This is a genomic window from Clostridium intestinale (genome assembly GCF_035905475.1).
Lineage (GTDB): Bacteria > Bacillota > Clostridia > Clostridiales > Clostridiaceae > Clostridium_T > Clostridium_T intestinale.
In genome coordinates this window covers 3,353,239-3,373,216 of record NZ_CP121166.1, presented here as the reverse complement: position 1 = coordinate 3,373,216, position 19,978 = coordinate 3,353,239, and the positions used below count along the sequence as shown (strand labels likewise).

The 19,978-nt window shown below is 30.5% G+C and carries 18 protein-coding genes and 1 pseudogene; 17 read left to right on the top strand and 2 right to left on the bottom strand.

Annotated features, from left to right (window positions below):
* Positions 1-10 precede the first annotated feature (10 nt).
* The 4 genes from cobM to P8F83_RS17320 are packed head-to-tail and all read left to right on the top strand — an operon-like array spanning position 11 to position 3,240.
* On the top strand, positions 11-766 hold the full coding sequence (gene cobM / locus P8F83_RS17335) for a precorrin-4 C(11)-methyltransferase (protein WP_326512036.1): 756 nt from the start codon (positions 11-13) through the stop codon (positions 764-766).
* Positions 767-1,738, top strand: a complete 972-nt coding sequence (cbiG, locus tag P8F83_RS17330) for a cobalt-precorrin 5A hydrolase (protein ID WP_326512035.1) — start codon at positions 767-769, stop codon at positions 1,736-1,738.
* Between the two features lie 3 nt (positions 1,739-1,741).
* The gene (cobJ, locus tag P8F83_RS17325) at positions 1,742-2,473 is read left to right on the top strand and encodes a precorrin-3B C(17)-methyltransferase (protein ID WP_326512034.1); all 732 of its coding nucleotides are present in this window, start codon (positions 1,742-1,744) and stop codon (positions 2,471-2,473) included.
* Positions 2,470-3,240 (top strand): cobalt-precorrin-6A reductase, encoded by a 771-nt coding sequence (locus tag P8F83_RS17320; protein WP_326512033.1) that lies wholly within the window; start codon positions 2,470-2,472, stop codon positions 3,238-3,240. Before cobJ ends, P8F83_RS17320 begins: the two co-directional genes overlap by 4 nt.
* A gap of 141 nt (positions 3,241-3,381) precedes the next feature.
* On the opposite strand, the gene proC is transcribed toward P8F83_RS17320, so the two are convergent.
* A complete protein-coding gene (gene proC / locus P8F83_RS17315; RefSeq protein WP_326512032.1) occupies positions 3,382-4,203 on the bottom strand; it encodes a pyrroline-5-carboxylate reductase in 822 nt (273 codons plus the stop codon).
* A gap of 51 nt (positions 4,204-4,254) precedes the next feature.
* A complete protein-coding gene (locus P8F83_RS17310; protein ID WP_326512031.1) occupies positions 4,255-5,028 on the bottom strand; it encodes a DODA-type extradiol aromatic ring-opening family dioxygenase in 774 nt (257 codons plus the stop codon).
* Between the two features lie 245 nt (positions 5,029-5,273).
* On the opposite strand from P8F83_RS17310, the gene P8F83_RS17305 reads away from it, so the two are divergent.
* The 13 genes and pseudogenes from P8F83_RS17305 (at position 5,274) to P8F83_RS17245 (ending at position 19,858) form a co-directional block, all read left to right on the top strand.
* Positions 5,274-7,040, top strand: a complete 1,767-nt coding sequence (locus P8F83_RS17305) for a methyl-accepting chemotaxis protein (RefSeq protein WP_326512030.1) — start codon at positions 5,274-5,276, stop codon at positions 7,038-7,040.
* A gap of 109 nt (positions 7,041-7,149) precedes the next feature.
* Positions 7,150-7,824 (top strand): response regulator transcription factor, encoded by a 675-nt coding sequence (locus P8F83_RS17300; RefSeq protein WP_326512029.1) that lies wholly within the window; start codon positions 7,150-7,152, stop codon positions 7,822-7,824.
* On the top strand, positions 7,821-8,891 hold the full coding sequence (locus P8F83_RS17295) for a sensor histidine kinase (protein ID WP_326512028.1): 1,071 nt from the start codon (positions 7,821-7,823) through the stop codon (positions 8,889-8,891). Before P8F83_RS17300 ends, P8F83_RS17295 begins: the two co-directional genes overlap by 4 nt.
* A gap of 362 nt (positions 8,892-9,253) precedes the next feature.
* Positions 9,254-9,724 carry a MarR family winged helix-turn-helix transcriptional regulator gene (locus P8F83_RS17290; RefSeq protein ID WP_083553534.1) on the top strand — a complete coding sequence of 157 codons (471 nt, stop codon included), beginning with the start codon at positions 9,254-9,256 and terminating at the stop codon, positions 9,722-9,724.
* A 30-nt stretch (positions 9,725-9,754) separates the two neighbouring features.
* Positions 9,755-11,482: an ABC transporter ATP-binding protein gene (locus P8F83_RS17285; protein WP_326512027.1), complete on the top strand. Its 1,728-nt coding sequence runs from the start codon at positions 9,755-9,757 to the stop codon at positions 11,480-11,482.
* The gene (locus P8F83_RS17280) at positions 11,479-13,659 is read left to right on the top strand and encodes an ABC transporter ATP-binding protein (protein ID WP_326512026.1); all 2,181 of its coding nucleotides are present in this window, start codon (positions 11,479-11,481) and stop codon (positions 13,657-13,659) included. Before P8F83_RS17285 ends, P8F83_RS17280 begins: the two co-directional genes overlap by 4 nt.
* Positions 13,660-13,756: 97 nt before the next feature.
* Entirely contained in the window at positions 13,757-14,482 is a 726-nt protein-coding gene (locus P8F83_RS17275; protein ID WP_326512025.1) for a lysophospholipid acyltransferase family protein, read from the top strand.
* A 118-nt stretch (positions 14,483-14,600) separates the two neighbouring features.
* Complete coding sequence (locus P8F83_RS17270; protein WP_326512024.1) at positions 14,601-16,646, top strand: BglG family transcription antiterminator; 2,046 nt, start codon at positions 14,601-14,603, stop codon at positions 16,644-16,646.
* Positions 16,646-17,092, top strand: a complete 447-nt coding sequence (locus P8F83_RS17265) for a transcriptional regulator GutM (RefSeq protein ID WP_326512023.1) — start codon at positions 16,646-16,648, stop codon at positions 17,090-17,092. Before P8F83_RS17270 ends, P8F83_RS17265 begins: the two co-directional genes overlap by 1 nt.
* Before the next feature lie 22 nt (positions 17,093-17,114).
* On the top strand, positions 17,115-17,663 hold the full coding sequence (gene srlA / locus P8F83_RS17260; protein WP_073020196.1) for a PTS glucitol/sorbitol transporter subunit IIC: 549 nt from the start codon (positions 17,115-17,117) through the stop codon (positions 17,661-17,663).
* Between the two features lie 25 nt (positions 17,664-17,688).
* Positions 17,689-18,642, top strand: a pseudogene (gene srlE / locus P8F83_RS17255) (PTS glucitol/sorbitol transporter subunit IIB).
* Positions 18,643-18,669: 27 nt separating this feature from the next.
* Positions 18,670-19,035 (top strand): PTS glucitol/sorbitol transporter subunit IIA, encoded by a 366-nt coding sequence (locus tag P8F83_RS17250; RefSeq protein ID WP_326512022.1) that lies wholly within the window; start codon positions 18,670-18,672, stop codon positions 19,033-19,035.
* Positions 19,036-19,051: 16 nt separating this feature from the next.
* Positions 19,052-19,858 carry an SDR family oxidoreductase gene (locus P8F83_RS17245; protein ID WP_326512021.1) on the top strand — a complete coding sequence of 269 codons (807 nt, stop codon included), beginning with the start codon at positions 19,052-19,054 and terminating at the stop codon, positions 19,856-19,858.
* The last annotated feature ends 120 nt before the right edge of the window (positions 19,859-19,978 follow it).

Here is a 19,978-nt window from a genome sequence, read left to right as displayed (position 1 = left end):
AGGAAATAGCATGGTTTACTTTGTAGGGGCAGGACCTGGGGATGTAGATTTAATAACCGTAAAGGGAAGAGAACTTATAAAAACTTGTGATGTGATTATTTATGCAGGTTCTTTAGTTAGTCCTAAGCACTTGGACTTTTGCAAAGAAGGTTGCAAAATATATGATTCTGCTAGCATGACCTTAGAAGAGGTTATAGAAGTGATGAAAGAAAATTCTCAAGGAGATTCTATAATAGTTAGACTTCATACAGGTGACCCTTCTATTTATGGGGCTATAAAAGAACAGATGGATGAGCTTGAAAATCTAAATATAGAATATACAGTTGTTCCGGGAGTAAGCTCATTTACAGCAGCGGCTTCTAGTATTAAAAGAGAGTTTACTCTTCCATCAGTAAGTCAAACTGTTATATTAACAAGAGTAGAAGGTAGAACGCCAGTACCAGAAAATGAATCTTTAGAAAGTTTAGCTTCACATAAGGCATCTATGGCTTTATTTCTTTCAGTAGGAATGATTGATAAGGTTGTTGAGAAGCTTAAAAAGGGCTATGGAAGAGAAGATGTTCCTGTAGCTGTTATAGAGAGAGCTACTTGGGAGGATGAGAGAATAATTATAGGTACACTAGAGGATATAGCAGTAAAGGTAAAGGAAGCTGGAATTAAGAAGTTTGCTCAAATATTGGTTGGAGATTTTATAGACAGTGAATATGAAAAATCTCTACTATATGATAAGACATTTACTCATGAATTTAGAAAAGGAGTAAAATAGATGATTTATATCCTTAGTGTTTCGAGCCTAGGCGATATTTTGGGAGAAAAGCTAAGTAGGCGTTTCAGCAGCATATATTTCTCTAAAGATAAGATTAAAGCAGTTGGTCTAAATGAAATAACAAAAGAAGCTATGGAAAAAGCAAAAGGAATAATATTTATCTCATCTACAGGAATAGCTGTAAGGGCTATTGCAACCTATTTAAAAGGAAAAACAATAGATCCTGGAGTTGTTGTTGTTGATGCTAAAGGAGAATATGCCATATCTCTTTTAAGTGGTCATTTAGGTGGAGGAAATGAACTTGCTATAAAAGTTAGTGAAATTCTAAAGGCTATGCCAATTATAACCACAGCTACAGATTCTTTAGGTGTAAAAGCACCTGATATGATAGCTAAGGAAAATAATTTATTAATATCGGATATTAAAAAGGTTAAGGAGATATCAGCTTTTTTAATAGAAGGGAAAAAAGTTGTATTTGAAGATGAAGATAAAATTATAGATATTCCTAAAGGATATATTGAATGTACTGAATGTAGTGAGAACTTACCTAAAGTTAAAGCTACTAATAAAATAAGTGGTTCAGAAGCTTTAGTTTTAGTAAGGAAAAATCTCATCTTAGGAATCGGTTGTAGGAAAGATGTACCTAAAGAAAAAATGTTAGATTTTATAAGCGAAAGTTTAAAAGAGTACGGATATAGAGAAGATTCCATATTAAAAATATCCACCATAGATTTAAAGTCTAAGGAAGAGGCTATCTTAAATATTTCTCAAGTTTTTAGCGTTCCTTTAGAGATTCATTCTAGGGATGAGGTTAGGAAAATAGAGCATTTATTTAAGTGTAGCGATTTTGTTAGAAAATCTATAGGTGTTGGAGCAGTAGCAGAACCCTGTGTTTATTTAAGCGGTGGAGAAATTGTTGTTGAGAGAATATCAAAAGAAGGAATGACTCTTTGCATAGGAGAAGGGAGATAATAGATGGGTAAATTATATGTAATAGGTATAGGACCTGGTGGATTAGATCAAATGTCTATAAAAGCAAAAGAGGTTTTGGAAAAGGTTGACGTAATAGTAGGATATGTTAAATACATAGATATGGTAAAACCCTTAATAAAGGATAAAGAAATATATTCAAATGGAATGAAAGGTGAAGAAGCTAGATGTATAGAGGCTTTGAAACTTTCAGAGGATAAGGATGTAGCAGTTATAAGTACTGGAGATTCAGGGATTTATGGAATGGCTGGGCTTATATTAGAACTTAAAGAAAATAATCATGATGTAGAAGTTATTCCAGGAATAACAGCATCTTCAGCAGCGGGATCAGTACTTGGAGCGCCACTTATGCATGATAACTGTAACATTTCACTTTCTGACCTTATGACGGATTATGAGCTTATTAAAAAGAGAATAAAATTGGCTGCAGAAGGTGATTTTATTATTTCTTTATATAATCCTAAATCTAAAGGAAGACCAGACTATTTAAGAGAAGCTATAGAAATAATAAAAGAATTTAGAGATGATTCTACACCTATTGGGATAGTTAAAAATGCTTTAAGGGATGGACAAGAAGCTTATCTAACAACGATAGGTGAGTTTACTGATGAAAATGTAGATATGATGAGTATAGTTATAATAGGAAATTCTCAAAGTTATATAAAAGATGGTTTCTTTATTACACCTAGAGGTTATAAACTGGAGCAAAAGAAATGATTGGAATAATTGTTGGAACTTCAGAGGGAAGAGAATTACTTAAGAGATTAAACGAGTTTACTGAGGATATATTTGTATCTACAGCTACTAGCTATGGTGGAGAATTATTAAAAGAATATAAGTATAAAATTCTTAATACAAAACCTTTAAAAAAAGAAGAACTTGAAGAGAAGTTTAAAGATTTAGATATTAATTTGTTAATAGATGCATCACATCCTTACGCAGTAGAAGTTTCTAAAAATGTAATAGAGGTATGTAGTATATTAGATATTGTTTATTTAAGATATGAAAGAAAAGGTATATTAGAGGAATTTAAAGAACATTCCAAGGTTAATATAGTTTCTAATTTTGAAGAATTGGAAGAAAAACTAAAAGTATTTGATGGAAATATTTTAAATACCACAGGAAGTAAAAGTGTTGAAAAAATACTTAAAATGAACTTAAAAAATAGATTTATGCATAGAGTACTGCCATCTATAGAGGTAATGAAAAAGCTGATAGAACTTGGAGTTAGCCCCGATGATATAATAGCCCTTAAAGGATCTCACTCAGAAGAATTTAATAGAGCGTGTCTAAAGGAATTTAATTGCAAGGGAATATTGATGAAAGACTCAGGAAAAGAAGGCGGAACTAGAGAAAAGATAATGGCGGCACTTAAAGAAGAGGTAGAGGTCTTTGTAATAGATAAAGAAAGAATTAAGTATCCTAAAGTATTTTACGATTTTTCAGAACTAGTGAGTTTTGTAAAAACCTATGTGAGTACATAAATTCGTAAATTTATATTTAAATATTTATATATTTAAATGTGCAAATGCTTATCTGCATATCTGAACATTTAATCATTTGCACATTTGAGCAAAAAAAGCAACTGCAATAGTAGCTAAAAACTACTGGTGCAATTGCCTTTTTTATTTTGAATTTTGACTATTCATTTTTATAGCTTTTTTAGTGCAGCTATCTACGGCTTCTATGACAGAACCTCTAAAATTATTTTTCTCAAGAGTATAAACGGCTTCTATTGTTGTTCCACCAGGAGAACATACCATATCCTTTAAGACTCCAGGATGAAGGTTTGTTTCTAAAACCATTTTAGCTGAACCTAAAACTGCTTGAGCTGCTATTTTGTAAGCTTTTTCTCTTGGAACACCTTGAAGAACTGCTCCATCTGCCATAGCTTCAATAAACATATAAACAAGTGCAGGAGAAGAGCCGCCTATAGCAAGAGTTTTATCTATCATTGCTTCAGGAATAATCTCTGTTTTACCTATACTATTAAACATATCTGTTATTAAGGCAAATTCATCATGGGTAACAGCTGAATTTTTACATAATAAAGTTATGCTTTCATTAACAAGTGCAGCCGTATTTGGCATAGTTCTAATTACTTTTATGTTTGAAAAGAAATTTTTCTCAACGAAATCTATGCTTACTCCAGCTGCTATGGTTACTATTAAAACATCTTCTTTTATATAGTCCTTAATTTCTTTAATTACATCACTATAAAAGTGTGGTTTAACAGCTAAAACTAATATATCTGACTTTTTAGCAACTGATATATTATCCCCAGGATAGATTTCTATTCCGTATTTATCACGGCAAATATCAAGTTTATTTTTAGATGGGTTTGATGCAATAACATTTTCTTTAGAAATAAAGTTAGATGTTATTATACCTCCTATAATGGCTTGAGCCATATTTCCACACCCAATAAATCCAATAGTTTTATTCATAAAATAGCCTCCTTTTTCTAAATATATTTTATCATAAAGGAGGCCTCATAATTAACTAAATCTGAATAAATCTAAGGCTAAATTACCATATTGGAAGGTGCTTATCAAAGATTCACCATCTTTAGAGTGATCACCTGCACCCATAGCAATGAGTAGAGGGATAAAATGTTCATTTCTAGGAACCGCTAAAGATGCACTTGGAGCTAAACTTTCATATTTAAAAAGTTTATCAGTATCCCATTCTTCTATAGCTTTCTTAATCCAATTATTGAAATCTAAAGCCCAAGAATCTATAGAATTTTCTTTATAGAAATCAACCATTCCAAGATTGTGAACTATACCACCACTAGCAATAATTAATATGTCTTCATCTTTTAGTGGAGATAGAGCTTTACCTATTTCATATTGGGACTTATTTGGTAGATTTGGGTTAACAGACATTGTTATTACAGGAATATCTATGTCAGGGAACATAAGTTTTAACACTGACCAAGCCCCGTGATCAATACCCCTAGAAAAATCTAACTTACTATTAATATTATTTTGCTTTAGGATACTTTGAATTTTTTTGGCTAAGATTGAATCGGAACTAGCTGGATAATTTACCTCATATAACTCTCTTGGGAATCCATAAAAATCATATATCATATCATAAGGTTTCATTGCACCTATTAATTGTATATCTGATTCCCAGTGAGCTGAGAAGATTATTATGGCTTTAGGTTTATTTATAGTTTTAGCATATTGCTTTAAATATTCAGTATATTTATTATTTTCGAATACTAGAGTTGGAGCCCCGTGGGCTACAAAAATACTTTGATTCATAGGAACACATCCTTATAAAAAATTATTGACTTACTATTTGTTAGTTAATATTATAAGATAATAAATTGACATTTGCAATAGTGAAATTAAAGAAAAAACTTAGTTGAGGAAAAGTAAAGAAAGAAGTAAATTAATTTGGTATAATAGGAAATATATGTTGACAATAGAATTTGAGATTGTTATTCTTTAAACTAAGCATAGAGATAATGAATTTCAATTGAATTAAAATACAGGGAGAGGTTAGAGTGAACAGTAGTAAACAAGGTAGTATATTTAGTCTTAATTCCATAAAGAAAAAAATGATTTTAGGCTTTTTGTCGGTGATATTAATAAACCTTATAGCTTTTTTAGGGCTTGAAATTTTCAATTCCTATAAGCAAATGAAGGAAGAAGCATTAGATAAAAGTTATGCTTATGCAGAACATATTGAAAAGGTAGTATCACCTATAGGAATAGAGCAAACTGAAAAATTACAAGAGAAAATAAAAGAATTACTTGAGCAATATCCATTAGTTGATTCTGTAGGAATAGTTAATGATAAATTAGTATATGTTGCAAATACTAATAAGGGATTAGTGGGACAATCATTTAATAATGAATATACTAAAGATTTAATTTCAAATAATAAAGCATTAAGTTTTTCATTAGAGGAAAACTCAGAAGCAAATTACTATTCGGCAGTTCCTCTATACAAAACAGGTTCTTCAACAAGTTTTGCAGGGGCAACAGATGCAGTATCATCTGCTACAACTTCAGAGGAAAGTGGGACTGATGGAGTAGCAGCAGCAAGTGCAAAGGTTAATATATCTGGATTAGTTATCGTGAAGATGGATAATGAAGCAATGCTTCAAGGGCTAAAAGAAAAGATAGTTGATATATCAATAATATCGATTATAGTGTTTTTAGTATCTATAGGTATAGCTGTAATCATATCTTTAAGTATAACAAAACCTTTAGTAAAGATACGAGATTACTTAAAGGAAATGGCATTAGGAGATTTAACCCAAGAAATAAATATAAGGTCAAAAGATGAGCTTAAAGATTTAAGTTTAAATATCAGTAGTACAAATGGAAGTTTGAGAAAAATGATTTCTGATATAAAGGTGGTTTCTAAGGATATAGAGGAATATTCAAAAGAACTTAAATTATCTTCAGAAGGGGTAGCTAGTGCTAGTGAAGAAATAAGCAGTACAATGAATAGCGTAGCTGATAGTACTTCAGTACAAAATGATAATCTATCTGAAGCTATGAATAAGCTTAAAGAATTAGCTAATTCTTTAGAGGAAATTAGTTTAGAAATTAATACAATGGAGAAAGAAAGTACATCAATTAGGTCTATGGCTGACGATGGAACAGAAAAAATTAATTATGTAGTAAAAAGCATGGAGGATATGCGAGAATCTTTTGAGGAAATGTCAAGTGGAATAAAGGTTCTAGATGATAACATAATTGAAATTAATTCAATAAGTGAAACCATAAATAATGTTGCAAAGCAAACAAACCTACTTTCTTTAAACGCAGCAATTGAAGCATCAAGAGCAAATGAAGCCGGAAATGGTTTTGCAGTTGTTGCAAACGAAGTGAAAAAATTAGCAGAACAAACATTAGAATCTTCAGAAATTATAGCAAAACTTATAAAAAATATATCAAATAATTCAAAAATGGTATCAGATACAGCTATGAAATCTATAGATAAATTTGAAGAACAGTCAGAAATAATATCTAATACAATTGTTGCATTTGATACTATCGTTAATCAAATAAATGTAGTAATTCCTAAAATAAATAATGTATCAACGATAATAAAAAATACTAATACAATAAAAGATAAAGTGATGAATAATGTTCAGAATATAAGTTTAGAATCAGAAGAATTGTCAGCTTCTGTAGAAGAGGTCACTCAATCAGTAGAAGAACAGTCAGCTACAATTGTAGATTTATCAGGATTATCTGATAGGCTTCATGAAACAGCTAGAGATATGATTGAAGCAGTAAAACATTTTAAAATTTAATAATAAAAATAAGGTTGTTTTCAATTGATGGAAATAACCTTATTTTTATTTAAATTCAGTTTAAAAAAGTTGTGTAGAATTATAATAAATAAAGAGAGGTGAAATCAATATGAGCAAAATACTTATAGTTGATGATGATCCATATATTAGAGAACTAGTAAAGGTGCTTTTGAAAAATGAGGGATTTGATATACTAGAGGCTTCTGATGGAGTAGAGGCACTTGTAGAAATTCAAAAAGAAAAGGTTAATATTGCGGTTATTGATATAATGATGCCTAATATGGATGGTTGGGATTTATGTAAGGAAATTAGAAAATACTATGATATCCCTATACTTATGCTTACAGCTAAAGGTGATATAACACAGAAAGTAAAGGGCTTTGAGTTGGGAACTGATGACTATATGGTTAAACCTTTTGAACCATTAGAATTAGTAGCTAGAGTAAAAGCTTTGCTTAAAAGATATCTTATAACTGCTTCTGAAATAATAGAGGTTGGAGAGTTATCAATTAATCACAAAACTTATGAGGTAACAGATAGAGGTGAAAATTTAAACTTACCTTTAAAAGAATTTGAACTTTTGTTTAAGCTTGGCAGTTATCCAGGAAGAACCTTTTCAAGGGATGAATTAATTGAAGATATATGGGGTTATGATTTTGAAGGAAATGAAAGAACTCTAGATGTTCATGTTAATAGGCTTAGAGAAAGATTTCCAGAAAACAAATATTCCTTTAAGATAAAGACAATTAGAGGGCTTGGATATAGGATAGAGGTGAAATTATGAGATTTAGAAAAGGTAAAATCCATAATATCTTTGGAGTTCTCTTAGGATTAATTGTATTAAGTGCATTTATTATGTTAGCTTTCTTTATAACTAGTTTTATTTATAAGACTATAGGGAAAACTCCTAATATACTGATTACTCAGATGATAAATTCCCTTTTAGGAATATTTTTTCTAGTTACAACAATATTTTCAACAATTAATTTTGGCAGCAAAAACTATAGGGAGTATCAAATCAACATGTTTAAATCTATAGTAGAAGCAATGGAACAAATGTCAAAAGGAGATTTTAATGTAAAGCTAGAGTATGATCATGATAAAATTAAACCATTTGTGGCGTTAGTAAAAGGGGTTAATAGTATGGCTTTAGAATTGAGCACAATGGAAAAAATGAGACAAGAATTTGTTTCTAATGTTTCCCACGAGATTCAATCGCCTCTAACTTCCATAAAAGGCTTTGCTCAAGTATTGAGAAATAATAATTTGAGTGAAGACGAGAGGGTTCATTACTTAAATATTATTGAAACTGAAAGTACTAGATTATCTAAACTTGGGGATAATTTGCTTAAACTAGCTACTTTAGATTCAGATCAAGTTGAGCTTCAACTTAAAAGCTATAGATTAGATAAGCAGATAAGAAGCACCATATTGTCTCTTGAACCTCATTGGGAAAGAAAAAATATTAAATTTGAAATATTTATGGATGAAGTAGAGATAATAGGAGATGAAGGAATGCTTAATCAAGTATGGACTAATTTAATTCATAATAGTATAAAGTTCACAGAAGAAAATGGACAAATAAAGATATATTTAAGCAAACTTCAAGATAAAGTTGAGTTTAAGATAATAGATACTGGAATAGGTATTGATGAAGAAGAACAACTGCACATTTTTGAACGTTTTTATAAAGCTGATAAAGCTAGAGCTAGATCAATTGGGGGTAATGGATTAGGTCTTTCAATAGTAAAAAGAATTATTGAAGTTCACAAAGGTTCAATAGAGGTTCAAAGTGAGTTAGGTAATGGAAGTACATTTACTATTTATTTATCTAGTAAGTTTATTAAGTAGTTTAAATTCAGTTTATAAATATGATATATACTGTTGACCTTGACCTTAGGTTATGAATTATTATAGTAAATATCAATTGTTATTGTAGCAATAAACAATTAGTACGAATATAATTTCAGGGTGAAAATTAATTAGGTAGCTAACTAAAATTTTTGTGAACAAAACCATGTGAAAATATTTACATTAGTTAATGTAAACACAACAAACTATAAATATTATATGGATAAAGCAAGTAAATACCCTATTTATATAATCTGAAATGATATTAATGTTTTATTAATAAATTGGAATTATAAAGATATTGACTAAAAATATTTATGGTGGTAATATAATAAATAGTTTAGTTGCCTAACTAATTGGAGGTGAGAGAAATAGAACAGAATTATGGAGAATCATTATATGGAATTTTTCATCAAGTTATAAAACTCAACTTTCATAGAGCGCATCAATTGTTGGAAAAGATAGGTCTTCATCCTGGTCAAGCTCATTTGCTAGGGGTAATAGGGCATGAAGAAGGAATTAGTCAGAATCAACTTGCAAAAGTTCTTAATATAAAACCTGCTACAGTTACAGGGATGATAAAGAAATTAGAAAAGGCAGGATTTATTAAAAGAAAAGTTGATGAAGCAGATCAAAGAGTTATGAGAGTTTATACAACAGAAATTGGCAAGGAATTAAGCTTAGAGCTTAAAAGTTATTATAATGGAATCAAAAAGGAATGTTTTAAAAATTTTACTGAAGATGAGCTAGTAATTTTCAGAAGATTATTAATGCAGATGAAAAGTAATTTAGAAGAAATTACAAATAAAAATTTAGATAACTGCAATGATTAATGTAAGACTATGTGAATGGAGATGAAATGAATGATCAAATTATTTAGGTTTTTGAAAAAGTATTGGATTTCGGTCGTAGTTATATTAGTATTAATATATTTTCAAGTTATGGCAGAATTAAATTTACCCAATTTGATGTCGGATATAGTTGATACTGGAATAGTAAATAGTGATATTGATTATATATTACAAACGGGTGGAAAGATGCTACTTGTGGCTTTAGGAGGAACATTATGTTCAGTTGTAGCAGCATTGTTTGCGTCCAAAGTTGCTATGGCATTTTCAAGAGATGTTAGAAGAGAAGTATTTACTCATGTAGAAGGATTTTCTCTTAATGAGTTTAACAAAATCCCAACATCTTCTCTTATTACAAGAACAACAAATGATATAACACAAGTTCAAACAGTAATGGTAATGGGACTTAGAATATTAGTTATGGCACCTATAATGTTTGTTGGGGCGCTTATAATGGCTCTTTCTAAAGATACGTATCTAGCTAGAGTTATTGCAGCAGCTATTCCTTTAGTTTTAGGTATGATGATATTTGTAGCTGTAAAAGGAATGCCACTATTTAAAAGCATGCAAACAAAAGTTGATAAACTAAATCTAGTAGTTAGAGAAGGATTAACAGGAATAAGGGTTATACGTGCTTTTAATAGAACTGATTTTGAAAAAGATAGATTTAAAGCAGCAAATAAAGATTTAACTGACACAGCTATTAAAGTTAATAAATTATTAGCAACTTTAATGCCACTTATGATGTTTGTATTCAACTTACTGACTATAGGTATCCTTTGGTTTGGAGCAAATCGTATAGATTTAGGAGAAATGGCAGTTGGTGATTTGATGGCATTTATCCAATATGCTATGCAAATAATGATGTCTGTTATTATGGTTGCCATGATGTTTATATTAATACCAAGAGCATCAGCATCGGCAGTAAGAATAAATGAAGTTTTAGATTTAAAGCCAGAAATACTAGACCCTAAGAACCCTAATAATAAAAAAGTTGAACGTGGGCATGTAGAATTTAAAAATGTATATTTTAGATACCCAGGAGCAGAAGAACCTGTACTTAGCAATATTTCGTTTGATGCAAAACCAGGTGAAACTACAGCTATAATTGGTAGTACTGGTTCAGGTAAATCAGCACTTATTAATTTAATACCACGTTTTTATGATGTGGAAAAAGGAAGTATATTAGTAGATGGTGTAGATATAAAAGATATACTTCAAGAAGATTTAAGAAATAAAATTGGAATAGTTCCTCAAAAGGCAGTATTATTTTCAGGAAGTGTTTCAGATAATATAAGATATGGTAAAGAAGATGCTTCAGATGAGGAAGTTAAACATGCAGCTGAGGTTGCTCAAGCATTGGATTTTGTAACTAATATGAAAGATGGGTTTGATTCTTTTATTGCTCAAGGTGGTAATAATGTATCAGGTGGACAAAAACAACGTTTGGCTATAGCAAGAGCTTTGATTAGAAGACCTGAAATATATGTTTTTGATGATAGTTTCTCAGCATTAGATTTAAAGACAGATGCTAAGTTAAGAGCTGCTCTTAAGAAAGAAACAGGAGACTCTACAGTAATAATAGTTGCCCAAAGAGTAAGTACAGTAATGGATGCAGATAGAATAATAGTATTAGAACAAGGTGAGATTGCAGGAATGGGAACTCATAAAGAGCTTCTAAATAACTGTGAAATATATCGTGAGATTGTATCTTCACAACTTTCAGAGGAGGAGATATCATGAGTGAAATGAAAAACAATGCGCCAAAAAGAGGCGGTGGTCCAATGGGTGGAGGCCCAATGGGCGGAGTGGTAATGTCAGGGGAAAAAGCAAAGGACTTTAAAGGAACCTTAAGGAGATTAATAGGATATTTAAAACCAAGAGCCGTTCATATAATATCAGTATTTTTAGTAGCAATATTAGCTACAATATTTTCTATAGTTAGTCCTAAGATAATGGGAAAGGCTACTACAAGATTATTTGAAGGTATAGTAGCAAAATATGAATATAGCGCAGTGAGTAAAGGGGTTACTGAAGCAGTAACTACTATGAAGGAGCAAATGGATGCTCAAAAGAAGCAAATTGAAGAGCAGATAAAAGCTAATCCTAAATTAGCTCCTCAAATACAAGCACAAGCAGCAGAACAAATGAAGAAGGCTTTAGAAGCTCAGCAAACTCCTGAAGCAAAAGAACAGTCAGAAAAGGTTCAAGAAATATTAGAAAAATATCTTTCAGATGAGGATATCTCAAAAATTAATACCGCTATGCAATCTGGAGATGTAGATACAATAAAAGCTGTATTTGGAAGTTATAAACCAGAAATAGACTTTGAGTATGTTAGAAATATATTATTATTACTTATCCTCTTTTATGCTATAAGTTCAGTATTTACATTTATCCAAGGTTGGATAATGTCAGGAGTAGCTCAAAATACTGTTTATGATATGAGAAATGATTTAAATAATAAGTTAGAAAGATTACCTTTAAAATATTTTGATGCTAGAACAAAGGGAGACGTATTAAGCCGTTTTACAAATGACTTAGATACTGTAGCGGCAACACTTCAACAATCATTAACTCAACTTATAACATCTATAGTTACTATAGTAGGTATACTTGGTATGATGCTCTCAATAAGTTGGAAAATGACACTTATAGCTATAGTTGTGCTTCCAGTGAGTATTTTTGTTATAAGACCTATATTAGGAAAATCTCAAAAATATTTTGCAGCTCAACAAAAGCATTTAGGCGAGTTAAATGGTCATATAGAAGAAATGTATTCAGGACATAATATAGTTAAAGCATTCGGAAGAGAAAAAGCATCTCTAAAGAAATTTAATGATGTAAATGAAGATTTATATAAATCAGGTTGGAAAGCTCAATTTATATCTGGGTTAATAATGCCTTTGATGGGTTTTGTTAATAACATTGGTTATGTTGCAGTATCAGTAACAGGTGGATATTTAGCTACTAAAGGTTCAATAAGCGTAGGAGATATTCAAGCTTTCATACAATACATGAGACAGTTCTCTCAACCTATAAACCAAACTGCAAATATAGCTAATATAATTCAATCTACAGTTGCAGCAGCAGAACGTGTATTTGAAGTTTTAGATGAAGTTGAAGAAATACCAGATTCAAAAGATGCAGTTACTTTAGATAATGTAAAAGGTGAAGTTAAATTCGAAAATGTTGACTTTAGCTACAAAGAAGATTCTAAGCTTATAGAAAATATGAATATTGATGTTAAGAAGGGTCAAACCATAGCTATAGTAGGACCTACTGGAGCAGGTAAAACTACATTAGTAAATCTTCTTATGAGATTCTATGAAATAAATGGTGGTAAGATAACTGTTGATGGAGTAGACCTAAGAGATTTAAGACGTGAAAATTTAAGAAATATATTTGGTATGGTACTTCAAGATACTTGGTCCTTCCAAGGAACTATAAAAGAAAATATAGCTTATGGAAGAAAGGGTGCTACTGATGAAGAAGTAATAGAAGCAGCTAAAGCAGCCCATGCAGATCACTTCATAAGAACTCTTACAGAGGGTTATGATACAGTGTTAAATGAAGAAGCTTCAAATATATCTCAAGGACAAAAACAATTATTAACAATTGCTAGAGCAATATTAGCAGATCCATCAATATTAATACTTGATGAAGCAACAAGTAGCGTAGATACAAGAACAGAAGTTTATATCCAAAAAGCTATGAATAAGCTTATGGAAGGAAGAACAAGCTTCGTAATAGCTCATAGATTATCTACAATTAAGGATGCAGATTTGATACTTGTTATGAATCAAGGAACTGTTATAGAACAAGGAAATCATAAACAATTATTAGAACAAAATGGTTTTTATGCAGATCTTTATAACAGCCAATTTAAAGATGGTAATTTTGACGAAGAAGCAATGTAATATTTTATTAAAAAGGCTATTGGTTAATCCAATAGCTTTTTCTTTATGCGCAAAAAATGTATAATAGATATAATACACTAAGTATGGAGGAATATTTATGTTAAGAACAATAGCTTGGTATACTCATTTTGCAGTAAGCTTGTTACTAAAAACCCCAGAGATGTTTATGGTTAAAAAAATGATAAAGGATGGAAAAAATCCAGAAGAAATTGAGTATATTGAAAAAACTACTAGAAGATGGGCCTTATCTCAAATGAAATTAAGTGGAGCAAGAGTAAAGATATATGGTGAAGAGAATATACCTAAAGATGTACCTGTATTATTTATAGGTAATCATCAAAGTAACTTTGATATAGCATTATTTTTAAGTTATATAAAAAAGCCGAAAGGATACATAGCAAAGGCAGAAATGAAATCATGGCCACTTGTACACACTTGGATGGAATTTATAGATTGCGTATTTATGGATAGAAGTAATATAAGAAAATCAGCAGAAGCAATAGTTCAAGGTGTTAATATATTAAAATCAGGACACTCTTTAGTAATATTTCCAGAAGGAACTAGAAGTAAAGGAGATAAGTTAGGAGACTTTAAAGCAGGAAGTTTTAAATTAGCTACTAAGGCAAAGGTTGCAATCGTGCCAGTTACAATAAGCGGTTCTTATAAATTAATGGAGCAGAACGGAAATAAAATTAAACCAGCTGATGTAGAGTTATATGTACATCCAATGATAGAGACAAAAGACTTGTCAAAGGAAGAATTAGATGGATTGCCTAAAAAGGTTAAAAATATAATAGAGAGTAAGTTGCCAAATATAAGTTAAACACTTAAATACAAAGACTATGTGGGTACTAATAAAACCTATGTAGTCTTTAAATTTATATAAAAATAAACTTGATTAATTTAAGTAATTAGATTAGTAAATAATTTTCACATGTTAAATGAAAAAGTATGTATTAATTAATTTGAGAAAATATTCTAAGATTAGATTATCAGGTGAGGGAGAAAGGAAGAGAGTAATGAATCTAGTAACTATAGATAGTAAACTAATGATTCTTCTTATGAAATTGGAGGATAAAGAATATTTTAAGCTAGAAGAACTTGCCCAATATCTTGAAGTAAGCACCAGAACTATAAGAAATTATATAAAGCAATTAAATGAAATATTAGCAGAAGATATTGCTCAAGTTGAGAATAATAAGTATAGGGGGTATAGGTTATTAAAATATGATAAAGAGAAGTTTGAGGAAATTAGAAAAAAGCATATAAACGATAAAATCAACTGTAAGTTCTTAATTACATCCACTGATAGAAGTTCATACATTATCAAAAAGTTTATAAGCGAGGAAAATACTTTTAAAACAGATGATTTAGCTGAAGAGTTAAATGTGAGTAGAACTACGTTAATAAATGATTTGAAGAAAATAGCTCACATACTAACTAATTTTAATATACAAATAAAAGGTAAAACTAATGATGGAATTTCTCTTCAAGGGAATGAAATAAATAAGAGATTGTTTTTTATTTATTTCTTATGTAAAGGTTTTGAAAAAGAATCTATGCATAGTAATAATTGGACTTTTATATCAGAAGATATCTATAAGGACTTAGAAAGTCAATTAATAAACCTATTCAAGAATAATAATTATAAAATCTCAGATGAGGTATTAAGAAATATACTAAGTTTTATAATGATTCTTTTAGTTAGAATTAAACAACAAAAATATATAAAGAAACTAGATGAAAAACATAAGGAATTAATATACACAGATGACTTTAAGCTAGCACAAAAAATTGGAGATTTAATCTCTAAAAAGATGAGTATAGGTTTATCTGAAAATGAAGTCATATATTTAACACTACCTCTAATGGGAAGGTATTCTCCAGTAAAAAATACAGATTCTGAGATAAAAATAACACCAGCAATCAAGAGACTTGTAGGTGAAATACGAGATGAAATATATAATCAGATGGGTTTAGATATAAGTGAAGATACGGATATGTGTGAAAATTTAAAATACCATTTAAACTTTGCAATAAATAGAATTATCTTTAATTTACCAATCCATAACCCATTAATTGAAGATATAAAGAGATATTACCCATTCCCATATACTTTGGCTAAAGTAGCAGCAAAAATAATAGAAGATTTTTATGGTGTTAAGGTAATAGAAGACGAAGTTGGATATATAGCTCTCCATTTTGGAAGCTATGTAGAAAGAAGAAATAATAAGTATTATTCAATTAAAAATATAGCCTTAATATGTGGGACAGGCATTGGTACTGCAAAATTATTGGATATTAAGTTAAGAAAATTACTAGGAGACAATAAGAAAATAGATACCTACTCTGATTTAGAAGTATCAGAAGAGCTTTTAAATAATTATGACATTATTTTTACCACTGTTGATATTCATTATGAACTAAAACCTATAGTTATAAAGCTAAATGCCATATTTAGTGACTCTCAGATAGTGAAAGAAATAGAGAGAAAATATAATTTGAAAAATAGTAATACAAGCTATGAAGGTTACGACAAACCATTTATACATCTGAGTATACCACAGGAGCAGTTTTTTATAATTAATAGAAAAGATTATGTAGGTGCTATAGATTATATGGTTACTAATTTATCAGAAGTATTGACTTTAGATAAAGATTTTAAGAAGAGGCTTATTGAAAGAGAAAATAAATCACCAACAGCTTTCGATAACTACGTGGGATTACCTCATGCAGTAAACTACGGAAATGATAAGTTCAGCATTTCAATGGGAATATTAGAAGAACCTATAGTTTGGGGGAAAAATGAAGTAAGGTTGATAATAATGCTTATAGTTCCAGATGAAAACAACATAGATCCAGATATGGTCATAAGTGTATACGAAGAGATCTTAAAAATCTGCCAAAACAAAAAGTTTATAGAAGAACTCTGTAAAGTAAGAAGTTATAAGGAATTCTTAGATTTAAACAGAAAGGAGAAGTTTTAATGAATAATGTAGTTATGTTAATTTTTATAGGAATAATATGTTGGATACTAAATTTTGCTTTTGGGTTTATGCAAATTAAAAATTTTAATCAAAATTATATAGATATGAGAAGAAAAGGAAGAGTAGCTATAGGAAGAAAAAGAGGATATCTTCAAGCTGGAACCATAGTTCTTATTAATATAGATGAAGAAGATAGGATATTTGACTGCAAGATAATGCAAGGAATTTCTGTTCTAGCCAAAGTAAAAGGTTTTACTGGATTGGAAGGAAAGAGAATAGGAGATTTAGCAGAAGTAGATTTGAAGCAGTACAAAAAATTAATAAGGGTAGCTATTTTAAATGCTATAGATAACTTTAATCAGTTTAAGAAAGGAGTGGAGGAAAAAGAAATTCAAACAGAAGTTAAAAAAGAAAACATAGAACTAATTGAAAAAACTATTTATTAAAAATTTTAGGGAGGTATTATAAATGCAAGCATTAGCACAATTTGCTGATAAGTTTATGGGATTATTTAGAGCAGGGGGAGAGACCTTTGTAAGTTTTGTTACAGGTATAGTTCCAGTACTAGTATCTTTATTACTAATTATGAATGCTTTAATAAAATTAATAGGTACTGAGAGAATAGATAGGTTGGCGAGCAAATCATCTGCAAACCCAATAACAAGATATCTGATATTACCTGTACTTGGAACTTTTATTTTTGCAAATCCTATGACATTATCATTAGGAAAGTTTTTACCTGAAAAATATAAGCCAAGCTATTATGCGGCAGCATCTTTTTCTTGTCATTCAATGAACGGATTATTCCCACATATAAATCCAGGTGAATTATTCATTTTCTTAGGAATAGCAAATGGAATAACAACCTTAGGATTATCCTCAACGGACTTGGCTGTTAGATACTTCTTGGTTGGAATGGTTACTAACTTCTTTAGAGGATGGGTTACAGACTTTACAACTAAGTTTGTTCAAAAGCAACAAGGAGTTCAGTTATCTGAAACAGTTGAGTTAGCATAATAATTAATCGAAAGGGGAAGGAACAATGACTTATAAGAAATTAAAAATAACAAAAGGCTCTGCTGGATGGGGCGGTCCTATATATGTTGAACCTAATGAGACAAGAAATAAGGTTGTATATATAACTGGGGGATCGAGACCAAAAGAAGCCGTTAAAATAGCAGAGTTGTCTGGCTGTGAATTGGTAGATGGATTTAAAACAGGAGTTAAGGATAAAGAAATTGCTTGTGTTGTAATAAATTGTGGTGGAACTTTAAGATGCGGCATATATCCACAAAAAAAGATTCCCACAGTAAACATTATGGCAACAGGTAAAAGTGGTCCTTTGGCAATGTTTATAAAAGAAGATATATATGTTTCTGACGTTAAGGAAAAAAATATAGAAGTATTATAAAGGGAGGCAAATAAAATGGGTTTTGATACTGACAAAAAGATAAGTGAACAGAGTGATGGACTTGTAGCTAAAATAGGAATAGGTATAGGAAAAATAACATCAATATTCTTTCAAGCTGGAAGAGATACAATAGATACTGTTATTCATACGATATTACCTTTCATGGCCTTTGTTGCAACGTTGATAGGAATAATTAACGCATCTGGATTAGGAAATGCTTTTGCATCATTACTTACTCCACTAGCGGGAACTATTTGGGGATTAATAATATTATCACTTATATGCTCATTTCCGTTACTTTCTCCATTTTTAGGACCAGGAGCTGTTATAGCACAAATAATAGGAGTTTTAATCGGAGTTGAAATAGGGAAAGGAAATATACCACCTCATTTAGCATTGCCAGCGTTATTTGCAATAAATGCACAATGTGCAGCTGACTTTATACCAGTAGGTTTAGGCTTAGCAGAAGCAGAACCAGAGACAGTTCAAGTAGGTGTTCCCTCTGTGCTATACTCAAGATTTTTAACTGGTGCTCCTACAGTTATAGTAGCGTGGTTAGCAAGTTTTGGATTATATTCTGCATAAATTATAAAATCGAAAGGAATTAATATTATGGAGTTAGTATATAAAACAGTTATAACAAATATCGGAAAAAATGCTAAGGAATTTTTCTCTCATAATATGTTCATTACTTTTAAAGGAGATGCTCCAGAGGAGCTTATAGATTATTGTTTTATTCATGATGAAAATGTGCTATACACTGATATTCATAAAAAAGATATTTTAAAGATTGATGGAAAAGCTTTTAAGATAACTGCAGTAGGAGAGGCTGTTAATCCTAATTTAAAAGAGTTAGGGCATATTACTCTCAAATTCACTGGTGAAGATGAAGCAAATGTTGCAGGCACGTTGTTTATTGAAAGTAGTGATATTCCTTCTATAGAGATAGGATCAGTTATAGAAATAGTAAGAGCATAATAAGGGGGAATTATAGATGGAAACTAACAGAACATGGTTAGGTATTGAAGATAATGTAGTAATAGTGACTGGAGGCGCATCAGGCATAGGCAAACATATTGCTAAACAGCTTATTGATGCAGGAGCAAAAGTTGCTATAAGTGACTTAAGTGTAGAGACAGGAGACAGTGAAGATGGGGTCTTTAATGTAAAGTGTGATATAACTAAAAAAGATAGTGTAGAGAAAATGGTTAAAACCATCCTTGATAAATACGGGAAAATAGATGCTCTCGTAAATAATGCAGGAGTTAATTTACCAAGGCTATTGGTAGATTTGAAGGGACAGAAACCAGAATATGAATTGAATGAAAAAGATTTTGATTTTATGGTTGCAGTTAATCAAAAAGGATTGTTTTTCTGTACCCAAGCTGTTGTAAAACAAATGCTTAAACAGAATAAAGGAACAATAATAAATATAACATCAGAAGCTGGTATGGAAGGATCAGCAGGGCAAAGTTGTTATTCAGCTACAAAGGGAGCCGTAAATGGATTTACTAGGTCATGGGCAAAAGAGCTTGGAGCATATAACATCAGAGTAGTTGGTGTTGCACCGGGAATTAATGAACCTACAGGGCTTACTTCACCAGCATATAATGAGGCCTTAGCTTATACAAGAGGAGTAAAACCAGATCAGTTAAATACTGACTACAGTAAAGTGATTCCACTAGGAAGAGCGGGAAAGTTAGATGATATAGGTAATTTAGTTACTTATCTAATATCAGATAGAGCTGATTATATAACAGGTACAACTGTAAATATATCAGGTGGAAAATCAAGAGGATAATTTTAAATGATTAGTTATTAAATCATTTAAAAGGGAAAAGAAAATGTTCGAGTTTAAACTTTATATAAATAACCTTCGGCAAAAGGTTAAAAAGAAACGGAAAATTTCTTAAACAATACA